At 67.1% G+C, this 17,306-nt stretch carries 19 protein-coding genes; 17 read left to right on the top strand and 2 right to left on the bottom strand.

Translation table 11 applies throughout. From position 1 onward, the window contains the following. The first annotated feature begins 10 nt into the window (after positions 1 to 10). Genes ACQR1X_RS31445 through dhaK form a run of 11 tightly spaced genes read left to right on the top strand, consistent with a single transcriptional unit; the run spans position 11 to position 8,625 of the window. Positions 11 to 973, top strand: coding sequence for a carbohydrate ABC transporter permease (locus ACQR1X_RS31445; RefSeq protein WP_434900273.1), 963 nt, complete (start codon positions 11 to 13; stop codon positions 971 to 973). Beyond that, the gene (locus tag ACQR1X_RS31440) at positions 970 to 1,923 is read left to right on the top strand and encodes a carbohydrate ABC transporter permease (protein ID WP_434880819.1); all 954 of its coding nucleotides are present in this window, start codon (positions 970 to 972) and stop codon (positions 1,921 to 1,923) included. Before ACQR1X_RS31445 ends, ACQR1X_RS31440 begins: the two co-directional genes overlap by 4 nt. After that, positions 1,920 to 2,138: a hypothetical protein gene (locus ACQR1X_RS31435; protein WP_316215583.1), complete on the top strand. Its 219-nt coding sequence runs from the start codon at positions 1,920 to 1,922 to the stop codon at positions 2,136 to 2,138. Before ACQR1X_RS31440 ends, ACQR1X_RS31435 begins: the two co-directional genes overlap by 4 nt. Before the next feature lie 4 nt (positions 2,139 to 2,142). Continuing rightward, positions 2,143 to 3,255 carry an ABC transporter ATP-binding protein gene (locus ACQR1X_RS31430; RefSeq protein WP_316215584.1) on the top strand — a complete coding sequence of 371 codons (1,113 nt, stop codon included), beginning with the start codon at positions 2,143 to 2,145 and terminating at the stop codon, positions 3,253 to 3,255. Continuing rightward, the gene (locus tag ACQR1X_RS31425) at positions 3,248 to 4,258 is read left to right on the top strand and encodes an ABC transporter ATP-binding protein (protein WP_434900272.1); all 1,011 of its coding nucleotides are present in this window, start codon (positions 3,248 to 3,250) and stop codon (positions 4,256 to 4,258) included. Before ACQR1X_RS31430 ends, ACQR1X_RS31425 begins: the two co-directional genes overlap by 8 nt. A gap of 3 nt (positions 4,259 to 4,261) precedes the next feature. Further along, positions 4,262 to 4,873, top strand: a complete 612-nt coding sequence (gene dhaL / locus ACQR1X_RS31420; protein ID WP_316183474.1) for a dihydroxyacetone kinase subunit DhaL — start codon at positions 4,262 to 4,264, stop codon at positions 4,871 to 4,873. Beyond that, entirely contained in the window at positions 4,870 to 5,268 is a 399-nt protein-coding gene (dhaM, locus tag ACQR1X_RS31415) for a dihydroxyacetone kinase phosphoryl donor subunit DhaM (protein WP_316183475.1), read from the top strand. Before dhaL ends, dhaM begins: the two co-directional genes overlap by 4 nt. A 12-nt stretch (positions 5,269 to 5,280) precedes the next feature. Further along, positions 5,281 to 5,583: an HPr family phosphocarrier protein gene (locus ACQR1X_RS31410; protein ID WP_315712559.1), complete on the top strand. Its 303-nt coding sequence runs from the start codon at positions 5,281 to 5,283 to the stop codon at positions 5,581 to 5,583. 2 nt (positions 5,584 to 5,585) lie between these two features. After that, positions 5,586 to 7,190, top strand: coding sequence for a phosphoenolpyruvate--protein phosphotransferase (gene ptsP, locus ACQR1X_RS31405; RefSeq protein ID WP_434900271.1), 1,605 nt, complete (start codon positions 5,586 to 5,588; stop codon positions 7,188 to 7,190). Continuing rightward, a complete protein-coding gene (locus ACQR1X_RS31400) occupies positions 7,187 to 7,639 on the top strand; it encodes a hypothetical protein (protein WP_315800392.1) in 453 nt (150 codons plus the stop codon). The genes ptsP and ACQR1X_RS31400 overlap by 4 nt, the downstream gene beginning before the upstream one ends. Next, positions 7,636 to 8,625, top strand: coding sequence for a dihydroxyacetone kinase subunit DhaK (dhaK, locus tag ACQR1X_RS31395; RefSeq protein ID WP_434900270.1), 990 nt, complete (start codon positions 7,636 to 7,638; stop codon positions 8,623 to 8,625). Before ACQR1X_RS31400 ends, dhaK begins: the two co-directional genes overlap by 4 nt. A 12-nt stretch (positions 8,626 to 8,637) precedes the next feature. Here the strand turns inward: dhaK and ACQR1X_RS31390 are convergent, their stop codons facing one another. Beyond that, positions 8,638 to 9,414: a GntR family transcriptional regulator gene (locus tag ACQR1X_RS31390; RefSeq protein WP_434900269.1), complete on the bottom strand. Its 777-nt coding sequence runs from the start codon at positions 9,412 to 9,414 to the stop codon at positions 8,638 to 8,640. Between the two features lie 66 nt (positions 9,415 to 9,480). Here ACQR1X_RS31390 and ACQR1X_RS31385 point away from each other — a divergent pair, with 66 nt between their 5' ends. Genes ACQR1X_RS31385 through ACQR1X_RS31360 form a run of 6 tightly spaced genes read left to right on the top strand, consistent with a single transcriptional unit; the run spans position 9,481 to position 16,939 of the window. Further along, on the top strand, positions 9,481 to 10,800 hold the full coding sequence (locus ACQR1X_RS31385; RefSeq protein WP_434900268.1) for a M20 family metallopeptidase: 1,320 nt from the start codon (positions 9,481 to 9,483) through the stop codon (positions 10,798 to 10,800). Beyond that, positions 10,800 to 12,350: an ABC transporter substrate-binding protein gene (locus ACQR1X_RS31380; protein WP_316183480.1), complete on the top strand. Its 1,551-nt coding sequence runs from the start codon at positions 10,800 to 10,802 to the stop codon at positions 12,348 to 12,350. Before ACQR1X_RS31385 ends, ACQR1X_RS31380 begins: the two co-directional genes overlap by 1 nt. Positions 12,351 to 12,365: 15 nt before the next feature. Beyond that, the gene (locus ACQR1X_RS31375; protein ID WP_315800387.1) at positions 12,366 to 13,313 is read left to right on the top strand and encodes an ABC transporter permease; all 948 of its coding nucleotides are present in this window, start codon (positions 12,366 to 12,368) and stop codon (positions 13,311 to 13,313) included. Continuing rightward, a complete protein-coding gene (locus ACQR1X_RS31370) occupies positions 13,306 to 14,136 on the top strand; it encodes an ABC transporter permease (RefSeq protein WP_434880826.1) in 831 nt (276 codons plus the stop codon). The genes ACQR1X_RS31375 and ACQR1X_RS31370 overlap by 8 nt, the downstream gene beginning before the upstream one ends. Further along, on the top strand, positions 14,133 to 15,707 hold the full coding sequence (nikE, locus tag ACQR1X_RS31365) for a nickel ABC transporter ATP-binding protein NikE (protein ID WP_434900267.1): 1,575 nt from the start codon (positions 14,133 to 14,135) through the stop codon (positions 15,705 to 15,707). Before ACQR1X_RS31370 ends, nikE begins: the two co-directional genes overlap by 4 nt. Before the next feature lie 17 nt (positions 15,708 to 15,724). Continuing rightward, a complete protein-coding gene (locus ACQR1X_RS31360) occupies positions 15,725 to 16,939 on the top strand; it encodes a M20 family metallopeptidase (protein ID WP_316183484.1) in 1,215 nt (404 codons plus the stop codon). Positions 16,940 to 16,947: 8 nt separating this feature from the next. On the opposite strand, the gene ACQR1X_RS31355 is transcribed toward ACQR1X_RS31360, so the two are convergent. Next, a complete protein-coding gene (locus ACQR1X_RS31355) occupies positions 16,948 to 17,304 on the bottom strand; it encodes a carboxymuconolactone decarboxylase family protein (RefSeq protein WP_315712545.1) in 357 nt (118 codons plus the stop codon). Between the last annotated feature and the right edge of the window lie 2 nt (positions 17,305 to 17,306).

Raw genomic sequence — 17,306 nt, 5'->3', positions numbered from 1 at the left:
AGCCCCTCGCATGACCGACCAGACCGGACTGAGCAGCCTCGTCGACCGCGCCGCCCTGGTGACGCCGCCCGCCGTGGCGGGGCGCGTGCGTGGCCTCTCCGAGCGTGCCATCGCCTGGCTGTTCATCACGCCGACCATGCTGCTGCTGCTCGCGATCAACATCTTCCCGCTGATCTGGACCGTCCGGCTGTCGTTCACCAACTATCGCGCCAACCGGCCCAATGCGACGGTGCTCGATGTCGGGCTCGCCAACTACCAGTCGATCCTGACCGATCCGGACGTCTGGGCGGCGATGACGGTGACCGCGCGCTTCGTGTTCTGGACCATCCTGATCCAGACCGTGCTCGGTTTCACGCTGGCTTGGCTGATCGACAAGAAGTTCCGTGGCCACGGCCTGTGGACCACCTTGATTCTGCTGCCGATGATGCTGTCGCCGGCCGTGGTCGGCAATTTCTGGACGTTCCTGTACCAGCCGCAGATCGGGCTCTTCAACTACGTCATCGCTGCCGCGACCGGCGCGCCGGCATCGTCTTTCCAGATGCTGGCGCAAGTGCCGCTCACGCCGTGGGCCATCGTCATCGTCGACACCTGGATGTGGACGCCCTACGTGATGCTGATCTGCCTTGCCGGTCTGCGCTCGATTCCCGACTACATCTACGAAGCAGCCGAGGTCGACCGCGCCTCGCCGTGGCGGCAGTTCTGGTCGATCACCCTGCCGATGGCGCTGCCCTTCATCATGCTGGCGGTGCTGTTCCGCGGCATCGAGAACTTCAAGATGTTCGACATGGTCAACCTCCTGACCGGCGGCGGACCCGGCTCGACCACCGAGGTCGCCTCGATCACGCTCAAGCGGGAGGCCTTCGAGAAGTGGCGCACCGGCTATTCCTCGGCCTTCGCGATCATCCTGTTCGTCACCGTGTTCGGCCTCGCCAACATCTACGTCAAGGCGCTCAACCGGGTGAAAAGCCGATGACCGGTCTCGCAACCGCCCATTCCGTTGTCGATCCCTCGCCGCTGACCAAGCGGATCGCGGCGACCGTGGTGATCGCCTATGCGCTGATCACCCTGGTGCCGCTGCTGTGGATCTTCATGACCGGATTCAAGTCGCCGTCCGATGCGATCGCCTATCCGCCGAAGCTCGTCGCCGAGCCGAGCCTGGAGGGCTATTGCAACCTGTTCACGACCCGGACGCGGCAGACCCCGGAATACATGGCCAAGCTGCCGCCGGCCGCCAATCTGTGCGACCGCATCTCGCGCGGCCGCAACATGGTGGTCGCGGGTCCATCGAACTACATCCCGCGCTACGTGAACTCGCTGGTGATCGCATTCGGCTCGACCGCGCTGTCGGTCGTGCTCGGCACGCTCGCGGCCTATGCGTTCTCGCGCTTCAAGGTGCCGCTGAAGGATGATCTCCTGTTCTTCATCCTGTCGACCCGGATGATGCCGCCGATCGCGGTCGCGATCCCGATCTACCTGATGTATCGCGAGCTCGGCCTGTCCGACACGCGGCTCGGCATGATCCTGCTCTATACGTCCGTCAACATCTCGCTCGCGGTCTGGCTGCTCAAGGGATTCATGGACGAGATCCCGCGCGAATACGAGGAGGCGGCGATGGTCGACGGCTACACCCGCCTGCAGGCCTTCTTCAAGGTCGTGCTGCCGCAGGCCACCACCGGCATCGTCGCCACCGCGATCTTCTGCCTGATCTTCGCCTGGAACGAATATGCCTTCGCGGTGCTTCTGACCTCGGGCACGGCGCAGACCGCGCCGCCCTTCATTCCGATCATCATCGGCGAGGGCGGCCAGGACTGGCCGGCGGTCGCTGCCGGCACCACGCTGTTCCTGATCCCGATCGTCGTGTTCACGGTGCTGCTGAGGAAGCACCTGTTGCGCGGCATCACCTTCGGAGCGGTGCGCAAATGAGCCGGTCGATACGAAATAGGCCTGCCGATGTCGCGGCTACGCGCTGGCCACGGGCGCTGCGGCGCGGCCCGATGGAGACGTTGGCAACGATCCTGATTGCCGCCGGCGTGTTGATGCTGCTGCAGCCGTTCGCGTTGGTGCTCTACACCTATTCCTTCATCACCACGCTCGCCGGTGTTGTGATGTTCACCATCGTCTCCAAGTTTCCGGACTGACGCCATGGCCGAGATCCGGATCGAGAATCTGTTCAAGGAGTTCGGCGGCTTCGCCGCCGTGCGTGGCACCAGCTTCACGATCGCCGATGGTGAGTTCTTCTGCCTGCTCGGTCCGTCTGGCTGCGGCAAGACCACCACCTTGCGCATGATCGCAGGCCTGGAGCTGCCGACCTCGGGCACGATCAGGCTTGGCGGCGAGGACGTCACCTTCCGCCGTGCGCGTGAACGCGACATCGCCATGGTGTTCCAGCTGTTCGCGCTCTACCCGCATATGAACGTGCGCAGCAACATCGCCTTTCCCTTGGTCTCGATGGGCGTGCCCAAGGCGGAGATCCGGCGGCGGGTCGAGGAAGCCGCGCGCATCCTGCGCATCGACCATCTGATCGACCGTCCGGTCAGCGGGTTGTCGAGCGGCGATCGCCAGCGCGTCGCGCTCGGCCGCGCCATCGTCCGCGAGCCCAAGGCGTTCCTGATGGACGAGCCGCTCGGCGCGCTCGATGCGGAGTTCCGGCACATCATGTGCGGCGAGCTGCGCGCCTTGCACGACCGGCTCAAGGCCACCACCGTGTTCGTCACGCACGACCAGCTCGAGGCGATGTCGATGGCCGACAAGATCGCCGTGATGAATCGCGGCGTCGTGGAGCAGCTCGGAACGCCGCAGGAGATCTATGACCGTCCCGCCACCATGTTCGTTGCGGACTTTATCGGCTCGCCGGCGATGAACTTCATCCGCTTCGCGGGCCGACTTGGCGCCGGCACGAACTGCGTGCGCATCGACGGTGCCGAGATCGGCGTGCCCGAGCTGCGCGAGGATGCCGGGAGCGACGAGCTGGTTCTCGGCGTGCGGCCGGAGCAGGTGACGCTCAGCGCCGAAGGCGGGCTGCGCGGCGAGGTGTTTGGCACCGAATATCTCGGCACCACCCAGATCATCACCGTCACGACGGCGCACGGCACCGTCAAGGCACGCGCGCCCGCGGCGCTCCGCGTGGCGCGTGCGGAGCCGGTCGGGCTCAGCTTCCGCGCCGACCGGCTGTCGCTGTTCGACGCCGCCACGGGCCGTGCGGTCCGCACGGCGCTGTATGAACAGCCGGTGAGAGGAGGACGACATCATGGCTGAGACGCGGCTCAACGTCGTCAGCAAGTCGTTCGGCCCAAAGCCGGCGGTGCGGGATTTGTCGCTGACCATCCGTGATGGCGAGCTCGTGGTGCTGCTCGGGCCGACCGGTGCCGGCAAGACCACGACGCTGCGCCTGGTAGCGGGCCTCGAGCAGCCGGATCGCGGCAGCATCACCATCGGTGGCGTCGACCAGACCAAGGCGACGCCGGCCGCGCGCGACGTCACCTTCGTGTTCCAGCAATATTCGCTCTATCCGCATCTGTCGGTGTACGACAATCTGGCTTTTCCACTGCGCTCGCCGGTGCGCAAGATTGCGGAGGCCGAGATCAAGCGCATCGTCCGTGACGTCGCGGGGATGCTGCGGATCGAGGACAAGTTCGGCAATCGCGCCACTCAGCTCTCGGGCGGCCAGATGCAGCGCGTGGCGATCGGCCGTGCCCTGGTGCGCCGGCCTGCGATTGCATTGCTCGACGAGCCGCTGTCCTCGCTCGACGCCAAGCTGCGTTCGGAGCTGCGTATCGAGCTCAAGCGCATCCAGCAGGATCTCGGCGCCACCATGCTCTACGTCACCCACGACCAGATCGAGGCGATGACGCTCGCCAACCGCATCGGCGTGATCGACCAGGGCCGTCTGGTGCAGGTCGGCAGCCCGCGGGAGGTCTATGAGGATCCGGACAATACCTATGTGGCGACCCGGCTCGGCAGCCCCGGCATCAATCTTCTGCCGCGTCGGCTGTTCCCGGATCTCGCAATGCCGGGCGACGTCGCGACGATCGGCGCGCGCACCGAGCACATGACGGTCCGGCGCGCCGAGACCCGTGCAGACGCGCGGGTGAAATGGATCGAGCATCTCGGCGATCAGAATCATCTGCATATCACGCTGCAGGACCAGACCATCGTCAGCCTGGTGGAGCCCGATACGGAATTGAAAGTCGGCGACTCCGTCGCTATCGAGTTCACCCGGCCGCTGCTGTTCGACCGGGCGGGCCAGCGGGTGAGATAGACAATGGACCAGGCGTTCAAGCGTAAGCTGATCGTGGCGATGGCGGATGCCATGATCGCCCATGCCGAGGAGCTGACCGCGCTGGATTCGGCGATCGGCGACGGCGATCACGGCCTCAATATGAAGCGTGGCTTCGAGGCCGTGCTCGCCGATGCGGACAACATTTCCGCCAAGCCCCTTCCGGAGGCCCTGAAGGCGGTCGGCATGGCGCTGGTGATGAAGGTCGGCGGCGCGTCCGGTCCGCTCTACGGCACGCTGGCGATGGGACTTGGCAAGGCGCTGCCATCAGAGCCCTCTGCCGCCGACGCGGCGGCGGCGCTCGGTCGCGCCATCGCGGACGTCAAGGCACGGGGCAAGTCGGAAGCAGGTCAGAAGACCATGCTCGACGTCTTGATCCCCGTGCAGGCGGCTTTTGCGGCCGGTGGCGACGATCTCGGTTCCCGGCTGCCCGCGATCGCCGCTGAAGCTGCCGATGCGACGGTGCCGATGCTGGCGATCCGCGGCCGCGCCTCGTTTCTCGGCGAGCGTTCGATCGGGCACATGGATCCCGGCGCGCGCTCGTCCAGCCTGCTGGTGCAGGCGATCTGCAGCGTCTTCAATGAGGCCCGAGCATGAATGAGCAGAAGAATGTCGGCATCGTCATCGTGTCGCATTCCGCCAAGGTGGCGGAGGGCGCGGCCGACATGGTCCGGCAGATGGTCGGCGACAGCGTGCCGCTCGCAGCGGTCGGCGGCAATGCCGATGGCGGGCTCGGCACCGATGTCGGCGCCATCATGGGCGCGATCGACAGGGCGTGGTCGGAGTCGGGCGTTGCGATCCTGGTCGATCTTGGCGGCGCCGAGACCAACAGCGAGATGGCGGTGGAGATGATGCCGGAGGAGCGGCGCGAGCGCATCGTGATCTGCAATGCGCCGCTGGTCGAAGGCGCCGTGATGGCGGCGACGGAGGCCTCCGGCGGCTCGCCGCTCGATGCGGTGCGCGCGACCGCCGAAGAGCTGATGGGCGGATGAGCAGGAACGACGATGGCTGACGGTGGAGAGATCGGCATGCAGGAAGCGAAGGCGCATGCGCTGCTGACCAACGAGGTCGGGCTGCATGCGCGGCCCTCGGTCAAACTGACCCAGCTCGCGAAGCGCTTTGCGTCGAGCATCGAGGTCGCGATCGCCGCCGACGGGCCCTGGACCGATGCCAAGAGCCCGGTGAAGATCATGCGCGTCAAGGCGGCCAAGGGTGAGACGCTGTTCCTTCGCGCCAACGGAACCGATGCCGAGGCGGCCATCGCGGCGCTCGTTGATCTGGTCGACCGCAAGTTCGACGAGGAGTGATGATGGAGCGGCGCGTTTTCGGGCGTGGGGCATCGGACGGGTTGGCCATTGGGCCGGCCGCGATCCTGCGTGCGCTGGAGGGTGCGAGCCGGAGGAAAGGGGCGATCGCCGAGGAGCATGCAGCGCTCGCCACAGCGGTCGCGCATGCACGCGAGGCCGTGGCCGAGCTGATCGGCAGGCTCGAGGGAGACGCGGCCGAGCTAATCGGCTTTCAGCTCGCGCTGCTCGAAGACGATGCGCTGACGGAGGCGGCTTACGTTCAGATCGAGGGCGGTGTCGCTGCGGATGAGGCCTGGCGCGCGGCGATGGCGGAGGAGATCGCGGGCTACGAGTCCGCTGACGACGAGTATTTTCGTGCTCGCGCCAGCGACCTCGGCGACATCCGGGACCGCGTGCTGCGGCACTTGTTTGGCCTGCCGCAGAACGGCGAAGTGCCGAAAGGAGCGATCGTCGTCGCGCATGATCTGGCGCCATCGGCGTTTCTCGCCATCGACTGGACCGGGGGCGGCGGCGTCGCGCTCGGCGATGGCAGCCCGACCAGTCACGTCGCGATGCTGGCGCGCGGCCGCGGCGTGCCGATGGTGGTCGGGCTCGGCGGCGATTGGGAGACGCTGGCAGGGGATCTGCTGGTCGATGGCGGTCGCGGTGTCGTCATCGTCGATCCCGGCGCGCACATTGTCGCCGCCGCGCGGGCGGAGGACGAGACGGTCTCGCGCCGCAGGGCGGAGGCAAGGGCGCGGCAGCACGAACCGGCACTGACGCGCGACGGCACCCGCGTCTCCGTCCTCGTCAACATCTCCGGCCCCGCCGACATGACGCTGCTTCCGGCGGCAGCCTGCGACGGCATCGGTCTGGCACGCACCGAGTTTCTCACCGGCAACCTGCTTCACGACGAGGAGGCGCAATATCACGCCTATGCCGAGCTCGTGCGCTGGGCCGAAGGCCGGCCGGTCACGATCCGCACGCTCGATGCCGGCGGCGACAAGCCGATTCCGGGCTACACGATCGATGGCGAAAGCAACCCGTTTCTTGGTCTGCGTGGCCTCCGCCTGTCCTTGCGTCGTCCCGAGATCTTCCGCGTCCAATTGCGCGCGCTGGCCCGCGCCGCTGCGCTCGGACCGCTCAAGGTGATGTTGCCGATGGTGACCAATGCAGCGGAACTGGACGTGGCCCGTGACCATCTCCGCGCCGTGCTCGCCGAATTGGCCGGCGGCAACGTTGCGTTCGCCGCGCCGGCCTTCGGAATGATGGTCGAGGTCCCGGCCGCTGCGCTGGCAGCGCACGACTTCGCTGCGGACTTCTTCTCGATCGGCACCAATGACCTGACCCAATATGCGACCGCTGCCTCGCGCGACGGCGCCGAGGTCGCCGACTATGCCGACGTGCTGCATCCCGGGGTGCTGGCGATGATCGCCCATGTCGCGCGCGCTGGTCGCGCACGGGGCGTGGACGTCTCGATCTGCGGCGACGCCGCCGGTGATGTCAGAGCGATTCCCGCCTTGCTCGAGGTCGGTATCCGCGCGCTGTCGGTATCGCCTGGCCTGCTGCCGCTGGTGAAGGCCGCGATCCGCGAACTCGATCTCGCCAAGTCAGTAGAGGGCGCATGAGCGAGCCGGATGCATCGGGGGCCGCAAGCCCGCTTGCCGAGTACAAGGCGATCCTGCGCGCGGTCATCGACAGCCGTCCCTCCGGCACGCGGCAGCGGCTGGCGGAGGCAATCGGCAAGAACCGCAGCTTCATCTCGCAGATCGTCAATCCGGCCTATGCGACGCCGATCCCGCTGCAGCATCTCGAGACCATCTTCCACATCTGTCACTTCTCGCCGCATGAGCAGCAGGCGTTTCTGACCGCCTACCGCGCCGCGCATCCGGGCCGGCTGGACGAGGCCGAGGCGCAGCGGCCGATGCGGCGTCTGGTGGTCGAGCTGCCGGACTTTGGCGACCCCGCGCTCAACGCCCATGCCGACCGCATCATCACCGGCGTCGCGCGCGGCATCACCGCGCTGATCTCAGCCAACGAAAACCAGGACGAATCCGAGCCGGGAGGGAAGCCATGAAGAAGCTGATCAACGCCGTCGACGACGTGCTGACCGAGAGCCTGCAGGGATTTGCCGCGGTGCATGGCGACATCGTCACGCTTGGTGAGGAAAACAAGTTCGTACGCCGCAAGAGCCTCAAGCCGGGCAAGGTTGCATTGATCTCCGGCGGCGGCTCCGGCCACGAGCCGCTGCATGCCGGCTTCGTCGGGCCGGGCATGCTCGATGCCGCCTGTCCAGGCCAGGTCTTCACCTCGCCGACACCGGACCAGATGCTCGCGGCCGCGCAGGCCGTGGACACCGGCGCGGGCGCGCTGTTCATCGTCAAGAACTACGAAGGCGACGTGATGAATTTCGCGATGGCCGCGGAGATGATGGAGGGCAAGGTCGCGACCGTGATCACCGACGACGACGTCGCGGTCGAGACCTCGACCTATTCGACCGGCCGCCGCGGCGTTGCCGGTACGCTGGTCGTGGAGAAGATGCTCGGCGCCGCGGCCGAGCAGGGCCGCCATCTCGACGCGCTGAAGGCGCTCGGTGACGACGTCAACAGGCGCACCCGATCGATGGGCGTGGCGCTGACGTCCTGCACGGTGCCGGCCGCCGGCAGGCCGACCTTCACGCTCGGCGAGGACGAGATGGAGATGGGCGTCGGCATCCATGGCGAGCCCGGCCGCCGCCGGGTCAAGCTGGCCTCCGCGGACGCCATCGCCGAGGAGATGATGGGCGCGATCCTAACCGATCTCGCAGCGAAGCCGGGAACGCCGTGCCTGCTGCTGGTCAACGGCTTCGGGGCCACGCCGGCGATGGAGTTGTACGTGATGGCCCATGCGGCGCGGCGCATCCTGGAAGGGCGCGGGCTCGCCATCGCGCGCGGGCTGGTCGGTTCCTACGTCACGTCGCTCGACATGGCCGGCTGCTCGCTCACCGTGACCGCGCTCGATGATGCGTCGCTGGCGCTGTGGGACGCGCCGGTGCACACCGCGGCGCTGCGCTGGGGCTGCTGACGCGATGCGTGCTCAGCGGATCTCGTTCGAGTAGTAGTGCTGCGCCGTCGTGGCGCGGTGCTGACTGAGGATCGCCAGCGCGCCGGTCTGGTCGTAGGCTTCCTCGTCGATCACGAGCACGGCGCTCGGAGAGGGTAGGCCGAGCAGCTTGCGGTCCTCCTTGGTGGCGACCTCGGCCGTCACCTTCTCGCGCACCGCGGCGATCCGGATGCCATAGGCCTCGAGCAGATGGCGGTAGATCAGGGCAGGGACCTTCTTCGGCTCGCGCGCAAATCCCGGCACGCGGCTCCCGACCATCGAGATCCGCGAATGCAGCACCGGTGCGCCGGCGACGCGGCGGATGCGATGAAGATGCAGCAGCGGCTCGCCATTGGCCACCGCGAACAGCGCCGCATCGCCCCCTTCGGCGGCGCCCGTCGTCACCGACAGCACCTCGGCCTCCGAGTGCAGCAGGCTGCCGTCCGCGCCGAGCAGGCGGAAGTACTGGAAGAAGAAGCTGAGCCCATGCTGCGACGCGCGGCCCGTCACCACCGTGCCGGTCTTGCGCCGGCGCATCAGCATGCCGCCCGCGGTGAGATCGGCCAGCGCGCGGCGGATGGTGCCGACGGCGACGCCATATTGATCAGCGAGCGCGACCTCGCCGGGCAGCACCGTGCCGGGCGGCATGTCGCCGATCAGGATCGCCTCGGCGATCTGCCGCTTGACATGCTCATAGAGCGGCACCGGCAGCGCGCCCGGACCGGCGCCGACCCCGTCTGCCGCTTTGCTGGCCACAGCTGCCTTCTTCATGGAATTGACAAATGCCGCGTCGTGAATTCTATTTCTATATAGAATATAGGATTAGGCCGACCGCAAATGATTTCTGAGGGCATTCCAGCGGACCGGGGCGCGTGCAGTCTGGCCAGCGCTTTCGCCGCGATCGACGCCATGGCCGAGACGGCGGTCGAGGACCTGCGGAGGATGGTGGCGGTCGACACCAGCTTTCCGCCGGGGGCCGGCTACGATGCCTTCGCCGATGTGATGGAGCAGCTTGTCGTCCCGCTGGCGCTGGATTGCGAGCGGGTGATCGTTCCAGAGGAGCTGTGGCGCGCGCCGGGTGCGCACGGATTGCGCACCAACCTGATCGCACGGCGAGGCTCCAGCAAACCGGTGCTCGGGCTCTATTTCCACGTCGATACGGTGCCGCCTGCGCCGGGCTGGGCCACCGATCCGCTGCAACTGGGCCGTGACGGTGATCGTCTGATCGGACTCGGCGCAGCCGACATGAAGGGATCGATCGCGGCGGCGCTGCTCGCGCTCCGCGGCGCGCAGCAGACCGGATTGCCGCTGGCCTATGATCCGATGTTGTTGCTGTGCACCGACGAGGAGGCAGGGCTTTATCCCGGCGTGCGTTACCTTGCCGAGCAGGGCCGTCTCGAAGGTCACATCCTCAACTTCAACGGCAGCGCGATGCCGCGGATCTGGGCCGGCTGCTTCGGCCTGTTCACGCTCACGGTGCGGGTTCACGGCAAGCCGGCGCATGCCGGCGAGCAGCGCCGCGCCGGCGCCAACGCGATCGAGGCGGCGCTGCCGATCCTCAATGCGCTCGCGGCCCTCAAACCGGTCATCGCGCAGCGGACGTCGGCATTGCCGCCACCGCCGCAGGCAGCCGGACCTCTCGCGGGGAGCCTGGACATCTCGGCCATTCATGGTGGCCAATGCGGTGGACAGATCCCTTCGCTGCTCGAGATTCTCGTATGCCGCCGCTATGCGCCCGAGGAGGACTTCGCCACCGCACGCCGCGAGATCGAGGCGGCGATCCGGCGGGCCGCCGATGTCCTCGACGTCGAGATCATCCTCACCGGCCATCTGATGCCGACATCCGATCCCGGCGGGCCGCATTGGCCGCGCTGGCAGCAGGCGCTGTCGGCCGGCTTCGGCTACGCGGCGGAAGACTTCGCGCGCTGGGGGGCGTCCGGTTGCTCCGATTTCGGCTGGGTGCAGCAGGCCACGGGCGTGCAGGAGGTGCTGCTCACGGGCCTGGGAAAGCCCGATAGCCGCATTCATGCGCCGGGCGAATCCACGACGCTCGCCGACATCGTCGCATTGGCAAAGTCGGTGCTCGCCTATCTTGCAGCCGAGTTCCGTCCCGAGCTCTCTCCCGAAGCCATCACGCCTGAAAAGGACTTCGCCTGATGCCGTCCGTGACCCGTCGCCATTTTCTTGCCGGCTCCGCGCTCGTGCTTGGTGCTCTGCCGCAAGTCTCTCTCTCCGCCGAGGCGCCGAAGCGCGGCGGCGTGTTGCGGATCTCGGTCGATCAGGGCGCGGCGGTCATTCATCCGCTGCTCGCGCGTGTCAATCCGGAATACCTCATCACCGAGCTGCTCTATTCCAACCTGACCCGGTTGAAGCCGGACATGTCGGTCGAGCCGGACCTCGCCTTGTCCTGGCAGGCCGGCGCGGGGCTCACCGAGTGGACGTTCAAGCTGCGGCCCAATCTCAGCTTCCACGACGGCTCGCCGCTGACGGCGGAGGATGTCGTTTCGACCTTCAAGGCAATCCTCGATCCGAAGACCGCGTCACCGGCGCGCACCAATGTCGGCCCGATCAAGGACGTCGTCGCCGTCGATCCGTCGACCGTGCGGTTCACGTTGTCGGTGGCCTTCGCCGATTTTCCGGTCGCGCTCGCCTACAACAATGCGCGCATCGTGCCTGCGAAGGTCGTTGCCGCTGATCTTGCCAGCCTTGCCACCAAGCCGAATGGGTCGGGGCCGTTCAAGCTCGTGTCCTACGAGCCGGACCGCAAGATCGTCGTCGAGCGCAACCCGGCCTATTACGATCCCGCGCGGCCTTTACTCGATCGCGTCGAGATCCTCGTCTATCCCGACCGCACGGCCGAGGCATCGGCTCTGATTTCGGGCGACATCGATCTCATGTTGTCGACCACGCCCGGCGAATATGACCGGCTCGGCAAGGCCAGTGGCATCAAGGCGGTGCGGATCCCCTCGGGGCAGTTTCTGAACGTCAACATGGGCTGCGATCAGAAGCCGTTCAACGACGTTCGCGTGCGCCAGGCGCTGGCGCTGACCATCGATCGCGAGGCCATGGCCGGCTTCGTGGCCGGCGGCTATGGCACGCCCGGCAACGATACGCCGCTGAGCCCCGCCTACCGCTTCTATCAGGACAGCAAACTGAAGAAGCCCGATATCGCCAAGGCCAAGCAACTGCTCGCCGATGCCGGCTATCCCTCCGGGATCGACCTGACGATGGTGGCGTCCGACAAGCCGGACACGCGCACGCAGCTCGGTGTTGCGATCCGTGAGATGGCGGCGCCCGCGGGCTTCCGTATCAACGTTCAGACGATGCCGCACGCAACTTATCTCGACCAGGTCTGGAAGAAGGGCAATTTCTACGTCGGCTTCTACAACATGCAGTCGACCGCCGACGCGATCTTCAAGCTGCTCTACACTTCGGATGCGGCCTGGAATGAGACGCGCTGGAACAATGCGCGCTTCGACGAGATCGTCAACGCGGCGCGCAGCGAGACCGACGATGCCAATCGCGCCGCGCTCTATGCGCGGGCCCAGACGATGATGAGCGAGGAGGTGCCGTCGGTGATTCCGGTCTTCTTCGACATCCTGGCGGCGCAGCGCGCCTATGTGGAAGGATACCAGCTGCATCCGCGCGGGTCGGTGTTCCGGCTCGATCTCGTCTCGCTCGGCGCAGGCGCGCCCAAGCGCAGCTGAGGCGGGATCCGAGCGGTGTCATTCGCCTGGCTGCTGCGGCGGCTGCTCCTGATGGCCTACACGGTCGTCATCGTCAGCGTGCTGGTGTTCGCCATCACGCAGGCGCTGCCGGCTGATGCCGCGCAGACGCTGCTTGGCGAGAACGCCTCGCCGGAGGCGCTGGCCGCCGTTCGCGGCCGGCTCGGGCTCGACGACCCGGTCTGGCTGCAATTCGCGCATTGGGTCGCGCACGCGGCCATCGGCAATTTCGGCGTCTCCATGCGCACCGGCCTGCCGGTCGCGCCGGAGATGCTGACGGCGCTGTCTCGCTCGCTGCTGCTGGCAGCCGGCGCACTCGTCGTCACCCTTCTGATCGCGGTCCCGCTCGGAATCTTCGCGGCGCTCCGCAGGGGGCGGCCGGCGGATACGGCCGCCAGCGTGGTCGCCTATCTCGGGGTCTCCCTGCCGGAGTTCGTCACCGCAACCGTGCTCGCGCTGCTGCTGACCGACATCCTGCCATGGCTGCCGGCGACCGGCTACGTGTCGCCGCTGGAGGATACCGGGCTGGCGCTCCGCCACCTGATCCTTCCGGTCCTGACGGTGTCGGTCATTCTCGTCGCGCATGTGATGCGCATGATGCGGTCGGAGACGCTGGACGTGCTGCAGTCCGACTACGTCCGCGCGGCGCGGCTGAAAGGCCTGCCCGAGCGGACGGTGCTGGTGCGGCACGTGATGCGCAACGCGCTGCTGCCGGTCATCACCATCGTCGCGCTCGACGTCGGCTATCTCCTAGGCGGCATCATCGTCATCGAGGAGATCTTCGCCATTCCCGGCATCGGCCGCGCATTGATGATCGCCATCACCACCCGCGATCTGCCGTCGATCCAGGCCGGCGCGATGATCATGGCGGTCACCTATGCCATCACCAACACGCTGGCGGACGTCGTCTACGCGCTGCTCGACAGGCGGATCAGCTATGATTGAGCTGCTCGGCCGCATGATCCGCAAGCCGCAGGGCGCGATCAGCGTGACGCTGCTCGTTGCGCTCGCGATCGTCTGCATCCTCGGCCCGTGGCTCGCGCCCTATGGGGCGGAGAAGATGGATTTTCTCGGCCGCTTCCGCGCCCCCGGATGGCAGAACTGGCTGGGGGCCGACCAGTTCGGCCGCGACGTGCTGAGCCGCCTGTTGTCCGGAGCGCGCGCCACCGTTCCGATGGCGCTGGCGGCGACGCTCGCCGGCAGCGCGATGGGCGCCGTGATCGGCGTCGCATCGGCCTATCTCGGCGGCAAGGCCGACGAATTCATCATGCGCACCAACGATGCGGTGATGGCCATTCCGGGTCTTCTGATGGCGCTGCTGCTGGTCAGCACGCTGGGCAATGGGGCTATCAACGCGGTGATCGCGATTGCCTTTGCGTTTGCGCCGGGCATGGCGCGGGTCACGCGCTCCGTGGCGCTTGCGGTACGCAATCAGGACTACGTCAAGGCTGCCATCGCGCGCGGCGAGGCGGCCTCGCAGATCATCTTCCGCGAGATGCTTCCGAACGTGATGGGCCCGATCATCATCGAGGCCACCATCCGCGTGTCATTCGCGGTGATGCTGTTCGCGACGCTCAGCTTCCTTGGCCTGGGTGCGCAGCCGCCGGCGTCGGAATGGGGGCTCATGGTCGCCGATGCGCGCCAATACATGCACCGGGCGCCATGGCTCCTGATCGCGCCCTCGGCCGCGATCGCGCTGTCGGCGATCGCCTTCAATCTCGTCGGCGATGCCCTGCGCGACGCGCTGAATCCGCGGGACGATCGATGAAGCCGGCGCTCGCCATCACCAATTACGGGCTGGACTATGTCACCTCGGCGGGCGCCGTCGAGGTGCTGCGCGACGTGTCACTCGAGATCGCGCCCGGCGAGGTGCTCGGCCTCGTCGGCGAATCCGGCTCCGGCAAGAGCTCGCTGGCCTGGGCGTTGATGCGGCATCTGCCGGCCAATGCCCTGGAAGTCTCGGGTTCGCTGCGTCTGGGCGACCTCGACCTGCGGTCCCTCAGCCCGAAGCGACTGACCGCGGTCCGTGGCCGCCGCATCGGCATGGTGTTCCAAGACCCGTCGACAGCGCTCAATCCGACCTTGACCATCGGCCGTCAGATCACCGAGGCGCTGATGCGTCATCGCGATTTGAATGCGCGGGCCGCCAGGGATCTCGCGATCGATCTGCTCGGCCATGTCGAGCTCCGCAATCCCGCGGCGGTGCTGCGGCGCTATCCGCACGAGATCTCGGGCGGAGAGAAGCAGCGTGTGATCATCGCGACGGCCTTCGGCTGCCGGCCCGATGTCATCCTGTTCGATGAGCCCACGACGGCGCTCGACGTCATCACCGGCGCCCGCATCATCGAGCTGTTTGCGCGGTTGCGGGCGGAGACCGGTGTCGCTGCGCTCTACATCTCGCACGATCTCGCGATGATGACCCGCGTCGCCGATCGCGTCGCAGTCATCCAACACGGCCGCATCGTCGAGCAGGCGCCCGCGTCCGATATCTTCCGCACGCCGCGGCACGACTACACCAAGGCGCTCATCGCCGCGGTGCCGCGTCCGGAACGGCGGCTCGTGAACGATCAGCCGGGCGCGGCCCTGGTGCTCGACGCACGCGGCATTGAGGTTCACTACGGCCGAGGCGGGCTGTTCCGTGCGGCGCCGCCGCCGGCGACCAAGGCCGTCGACGTCCGCGTCCGCGCCGGCGAAATCGTCGGCCTCGTCGGTGAATCCGGTTCGGGAAAGTCGTCAGTCGCTCGCGCCCTCACCGGGCTCGCCCGCTTCGACGGCACGATCAGCTTCGACGGCCGGACGCTGCGCGGGGCTGGCGACATGAACCGGGCCTATCGTCGCGATGTTCAGATCGTGTTCCAGCACCCGGATTCCTCGCTCAATCCGCGCCATCGGATCGGTGAGATCCTGTCGCGTCCCCTGAAACTCTATGGCGGCGACGTCGCCGCCGTGCCGCGGCTCCTGGAGCAGGTGCGACTACCGGCCTCCTATGCGATGCGCTGGCCGCACCAGCTCTCCGGTGGCGAGAAGCAGCGCGTCGCGATCGCGCGCGCGTTTGCGGCACGGCCGCGGCTCGTGATCTGCGACGAGATCACGGCGCCGCTCGACGTCTCCGTCCAGGCCCGGATCATCGAGCTGCTGCTGGCGTTGCGCGCCGAGACCGGCGCGGCCTATCTGTTCATTACCCACGACCTCAATCTGATCCGGCAGATCGCGCACCGCATCGTCGTGATGCGTCATGGCCAGCTCGTCGACAGCCGCGCCGTTGATGCCTTCGGCGCCGAAGACGTTCACCCTTACACCCGCGAGCTGATGGCGGCCTCGCCAGCGCCGGTTGGCTGACCGCAAGGATTGACCCGATGGACCGCAACGACCTGCTCGCCCGCATCGACATTCCAGCCTCGCTCGCGCTGCTGTCGCGCATGGTACAGCACAAGAGCTATTCGAAGACCGAGGGCGAGAAGCAGCTCGCGGCCTTCATGGCCGAACAGATGAGCGCGATCGGCCTGGATGCCGGCCTCGCTCCGTTCGGGGCCGAGGGCCGGGTCAACGCGGTCGGCCGCTGGCACGGCACCGGCGGCGGCAAGAGCCTGCTCTTCAACGGCCATGTCGATACAAATCCGGTGACCGAGGGCTGGACCGTCGATCCCTGGGCGGGGAAGGTCGACGACGACTTCATCTACGGCATCGGCGTGTCAAATATGAAGGCCGGCGATGCCGCCTATTTCTGCGCGGTCAAGACGCTGATCGAGGCCGGCGTGAAGCTGCGGGGCGATGTCATCCTGACCTATGTGGTCGGCGAGCTGCAGGGTGGAGTCGGCACCTATTCGCTGCTGGAGCAGGGGCTGCGCGCCGACTATTTCATCAATTCGGAGCCGACCGACCTCAAGGCGATGACGATGCATGCCGCGGCCTTCATGTTCATCATCGAGCTCGTCGGCAACACGCGGCATCTGTCGAAGCGCGAGGAGGCGGTGGACGCGATCACCGCCGCCTGCGATCTCATTCCGCGTCTCAACGCGATGCGGTTCTCCGGCGCGCGTTCGCCGGCACATGAGGCCATCAACCGCGTCCATGTCGGCGTCGTGCACGGCGCGCTCGGTCGTGAGTTGCACGAATGGCGCACGCCGCAGGTCGCGGATTTCGTCCGCATCAAGGGCTCCGGCCGTTACGCTCCAGGGCAGACCGAGCAGGGCGCGCTCGCGGACATGCGGCGCGAGCTCGATGCGCTGGAGGGGCGTTTTCCCGGCCTGAAGGCCCATCTGATGTCGGAGGACCGCGCCGGCGTGCCGACCATGCCGCCGTTCGAGGTCGCGCCGGACAGCCCGATCGTCCGTGCCGTCAACAATGCCTATCGCGTCGTGCGTGGCGCCTCCCAGCCGACCGGCCCGGTGGCGCCGAGCTGCTTCTACGGCACCGATGCCGGCCATCTCTATACGTATGGCGGCATGGAGGGCATCGTCTGCGGGCCGGGCGGCCGCTACAACACGATGCCGGACGAGCGCGTCGACATTCCCGACTATCTCGACATGATCCGCATCTACATGCTGGCCATTCTCGATATCTGCGACTGAACCTGCGCTCAGGCGGCGGCTGCCTGTTGCTGGAATTGCTCGAACGCCGCAATCGCATCGGCGGCATACATCAACGACGGTCCGCCGCCCATGTAGATCGCCATGCCGAGCGTCTCCTCGACCTCCTGCCGGCTTGCACCGAGACGGACGAGCGCCTCCGCGTGGAAGCCGATGCAGCCGTCGCACCGGACGGCGACCCCGATCGCCAGCGCGATCAGCTCCTTGGTCTTCTTGTCGAGCGCGCCATCAGCGGCGGCGGCCCTCGCCAATGCAGAGAAGCCCTGCATCACGTCCGGAATGTCCTTGCGCAGCGTCTTCAGGTTACCCGAGATGTCCTTGCAGATCTCGCTGTACAGTTTGGTCATGA

This window comes from Bradyrhizobium sp. HKCCYLRH3073, assembly GCF_051167995.1.
Taxonomy (GTDB): Bacteria; Pseudomonadota; Alphaproteobacteria; order Rhizobiales; family Xanthobacteraceae; genus Bradyrhizobium.
Note: the sequence above shows the minus strand (reverse complement) of the source record. Positions and strands in the feature narration are given on the sequence as shown.

Coding starts and splice junctions, on each gene's coding strand:
- ACQR1X_RS31445 (WP_434900273.1), top strand. CDS start 11: ATGACCGACCAGACCGGACTGAGCAGCCTCGTCGACCGCGCCGCCCTG.
- ACQR1X_RS31440 (WP_434880819.1), top strand. CDS start 970: ATGACCGGTCTCGCAACCGCCCATTCCGTTGTCGATCCCTCGCCGCTG.
- ACQR1X_RS31435 (WP_316215583.1), top strand. CDS start 1,920: ATGAGCCGGTCGATACGAAATAGGCCTGCCGATGTCGCGGCTACGCGC.
- ACQR1X_RS31430 (WP_316215584.1), top strand. CDS start 2,143: ATGGCCGAGATCCGGATCGAGAATCTGTTCAAGGAGTTCGGCGGCTTC.
- ACQR1X_RS31425 (WP_434900272.1), top strand. CDS start 3,248: ATGGCTGAGACGCGGCTCAACGTCGTCAGCAAGTCGTTCGGCCCAAAG.
- dhaL (WP_316183474.1), top strand. CDS start 4,262: ATGGACCAGGCGTTCAAGCGTAAGCTGATCGTGGCGATGGCGGATGCC.
- dhaM (WP_316183475.1), top strand. CDS start 4,870: ATGAATGAGCAGAAGAATGTCGGCATCGTCATCGTGTCGCATTCCGCC.
- ACQR1X_RS31410 (WP_315712559.1), top strand. CDS start 5,281: ATGGCTGACGGTGGAGAGATCGGCATGCAGGAAGCGAAGGCGCATGCG.
- ptsP (WP_434900271.1), top strand. CDS start 5,586: ATGGAGCGGCGCGTTTTCGGGCGTGGGGCATCGGACGGGTTGGCCATT.
- ACQR1X_RS31400 (WP_315800392.1), top strand. CDS start 7,187: ATGAGCGAGCCGGATGCATCGGGGGCCGCAAGCCCGCTTGCCGAGTAC.
- dhaK (WP_434900270.1), top strand. CDS start 7,636: ATGAAGAAGCTGATCAACGCCGTCGACGACGTGCTGACCGAGAGCCTG.
- ACQR1X_RS31390 (WP_434900269.1), bottom strand. CDS start 9,414: ATGAAGAAGGCAGCTGTGGCCAGCAAAGCGGCAGACGGGGTCGGCGCC.
- ACQR1X_RS31385 (WP_434900268.1), top strand. CDS start 9,481: ATGATTTCTGAGGGCATTCCAGCGGACCGGGGCGCGTGCAGTCTGGCC.
- ACQR1X_RS31380 (WP_316183480.1), top strand. CDS start 10,800: ATGCCGTCCGTGACCCGTCGCCATTTTCTTGCCGGCTCCGCGCTCGTG.
- ACQR1X_RS31370 (WP_434880826.1), top strand. CDS start 13,306: ATGATTGAGCTGCTCGGCCGCATGATCCGCAAGCCGCAGGGCGCGATC.
- nikE (WP_434900267.1), top strand. CDS start 14,133: ATGAAGCCGGCGCTCGCCATCACCAATTACGGGCTGGACTATGTCACC.
- ACQR1X_RS31360 (WP_316183484.1), top strand. CDS start 15,725: ATGGACCGCAACGACCTGCTCGCCCGCATCGACATTCCAGCCTCGCTC.
- ACQR1X_RS31355 (WP_315712545.1), bottom strand. CDS start 17,304: ATGACCAAACTGTACAGCGAGATCTGCAAGGACATCTCGGGTAACCTG.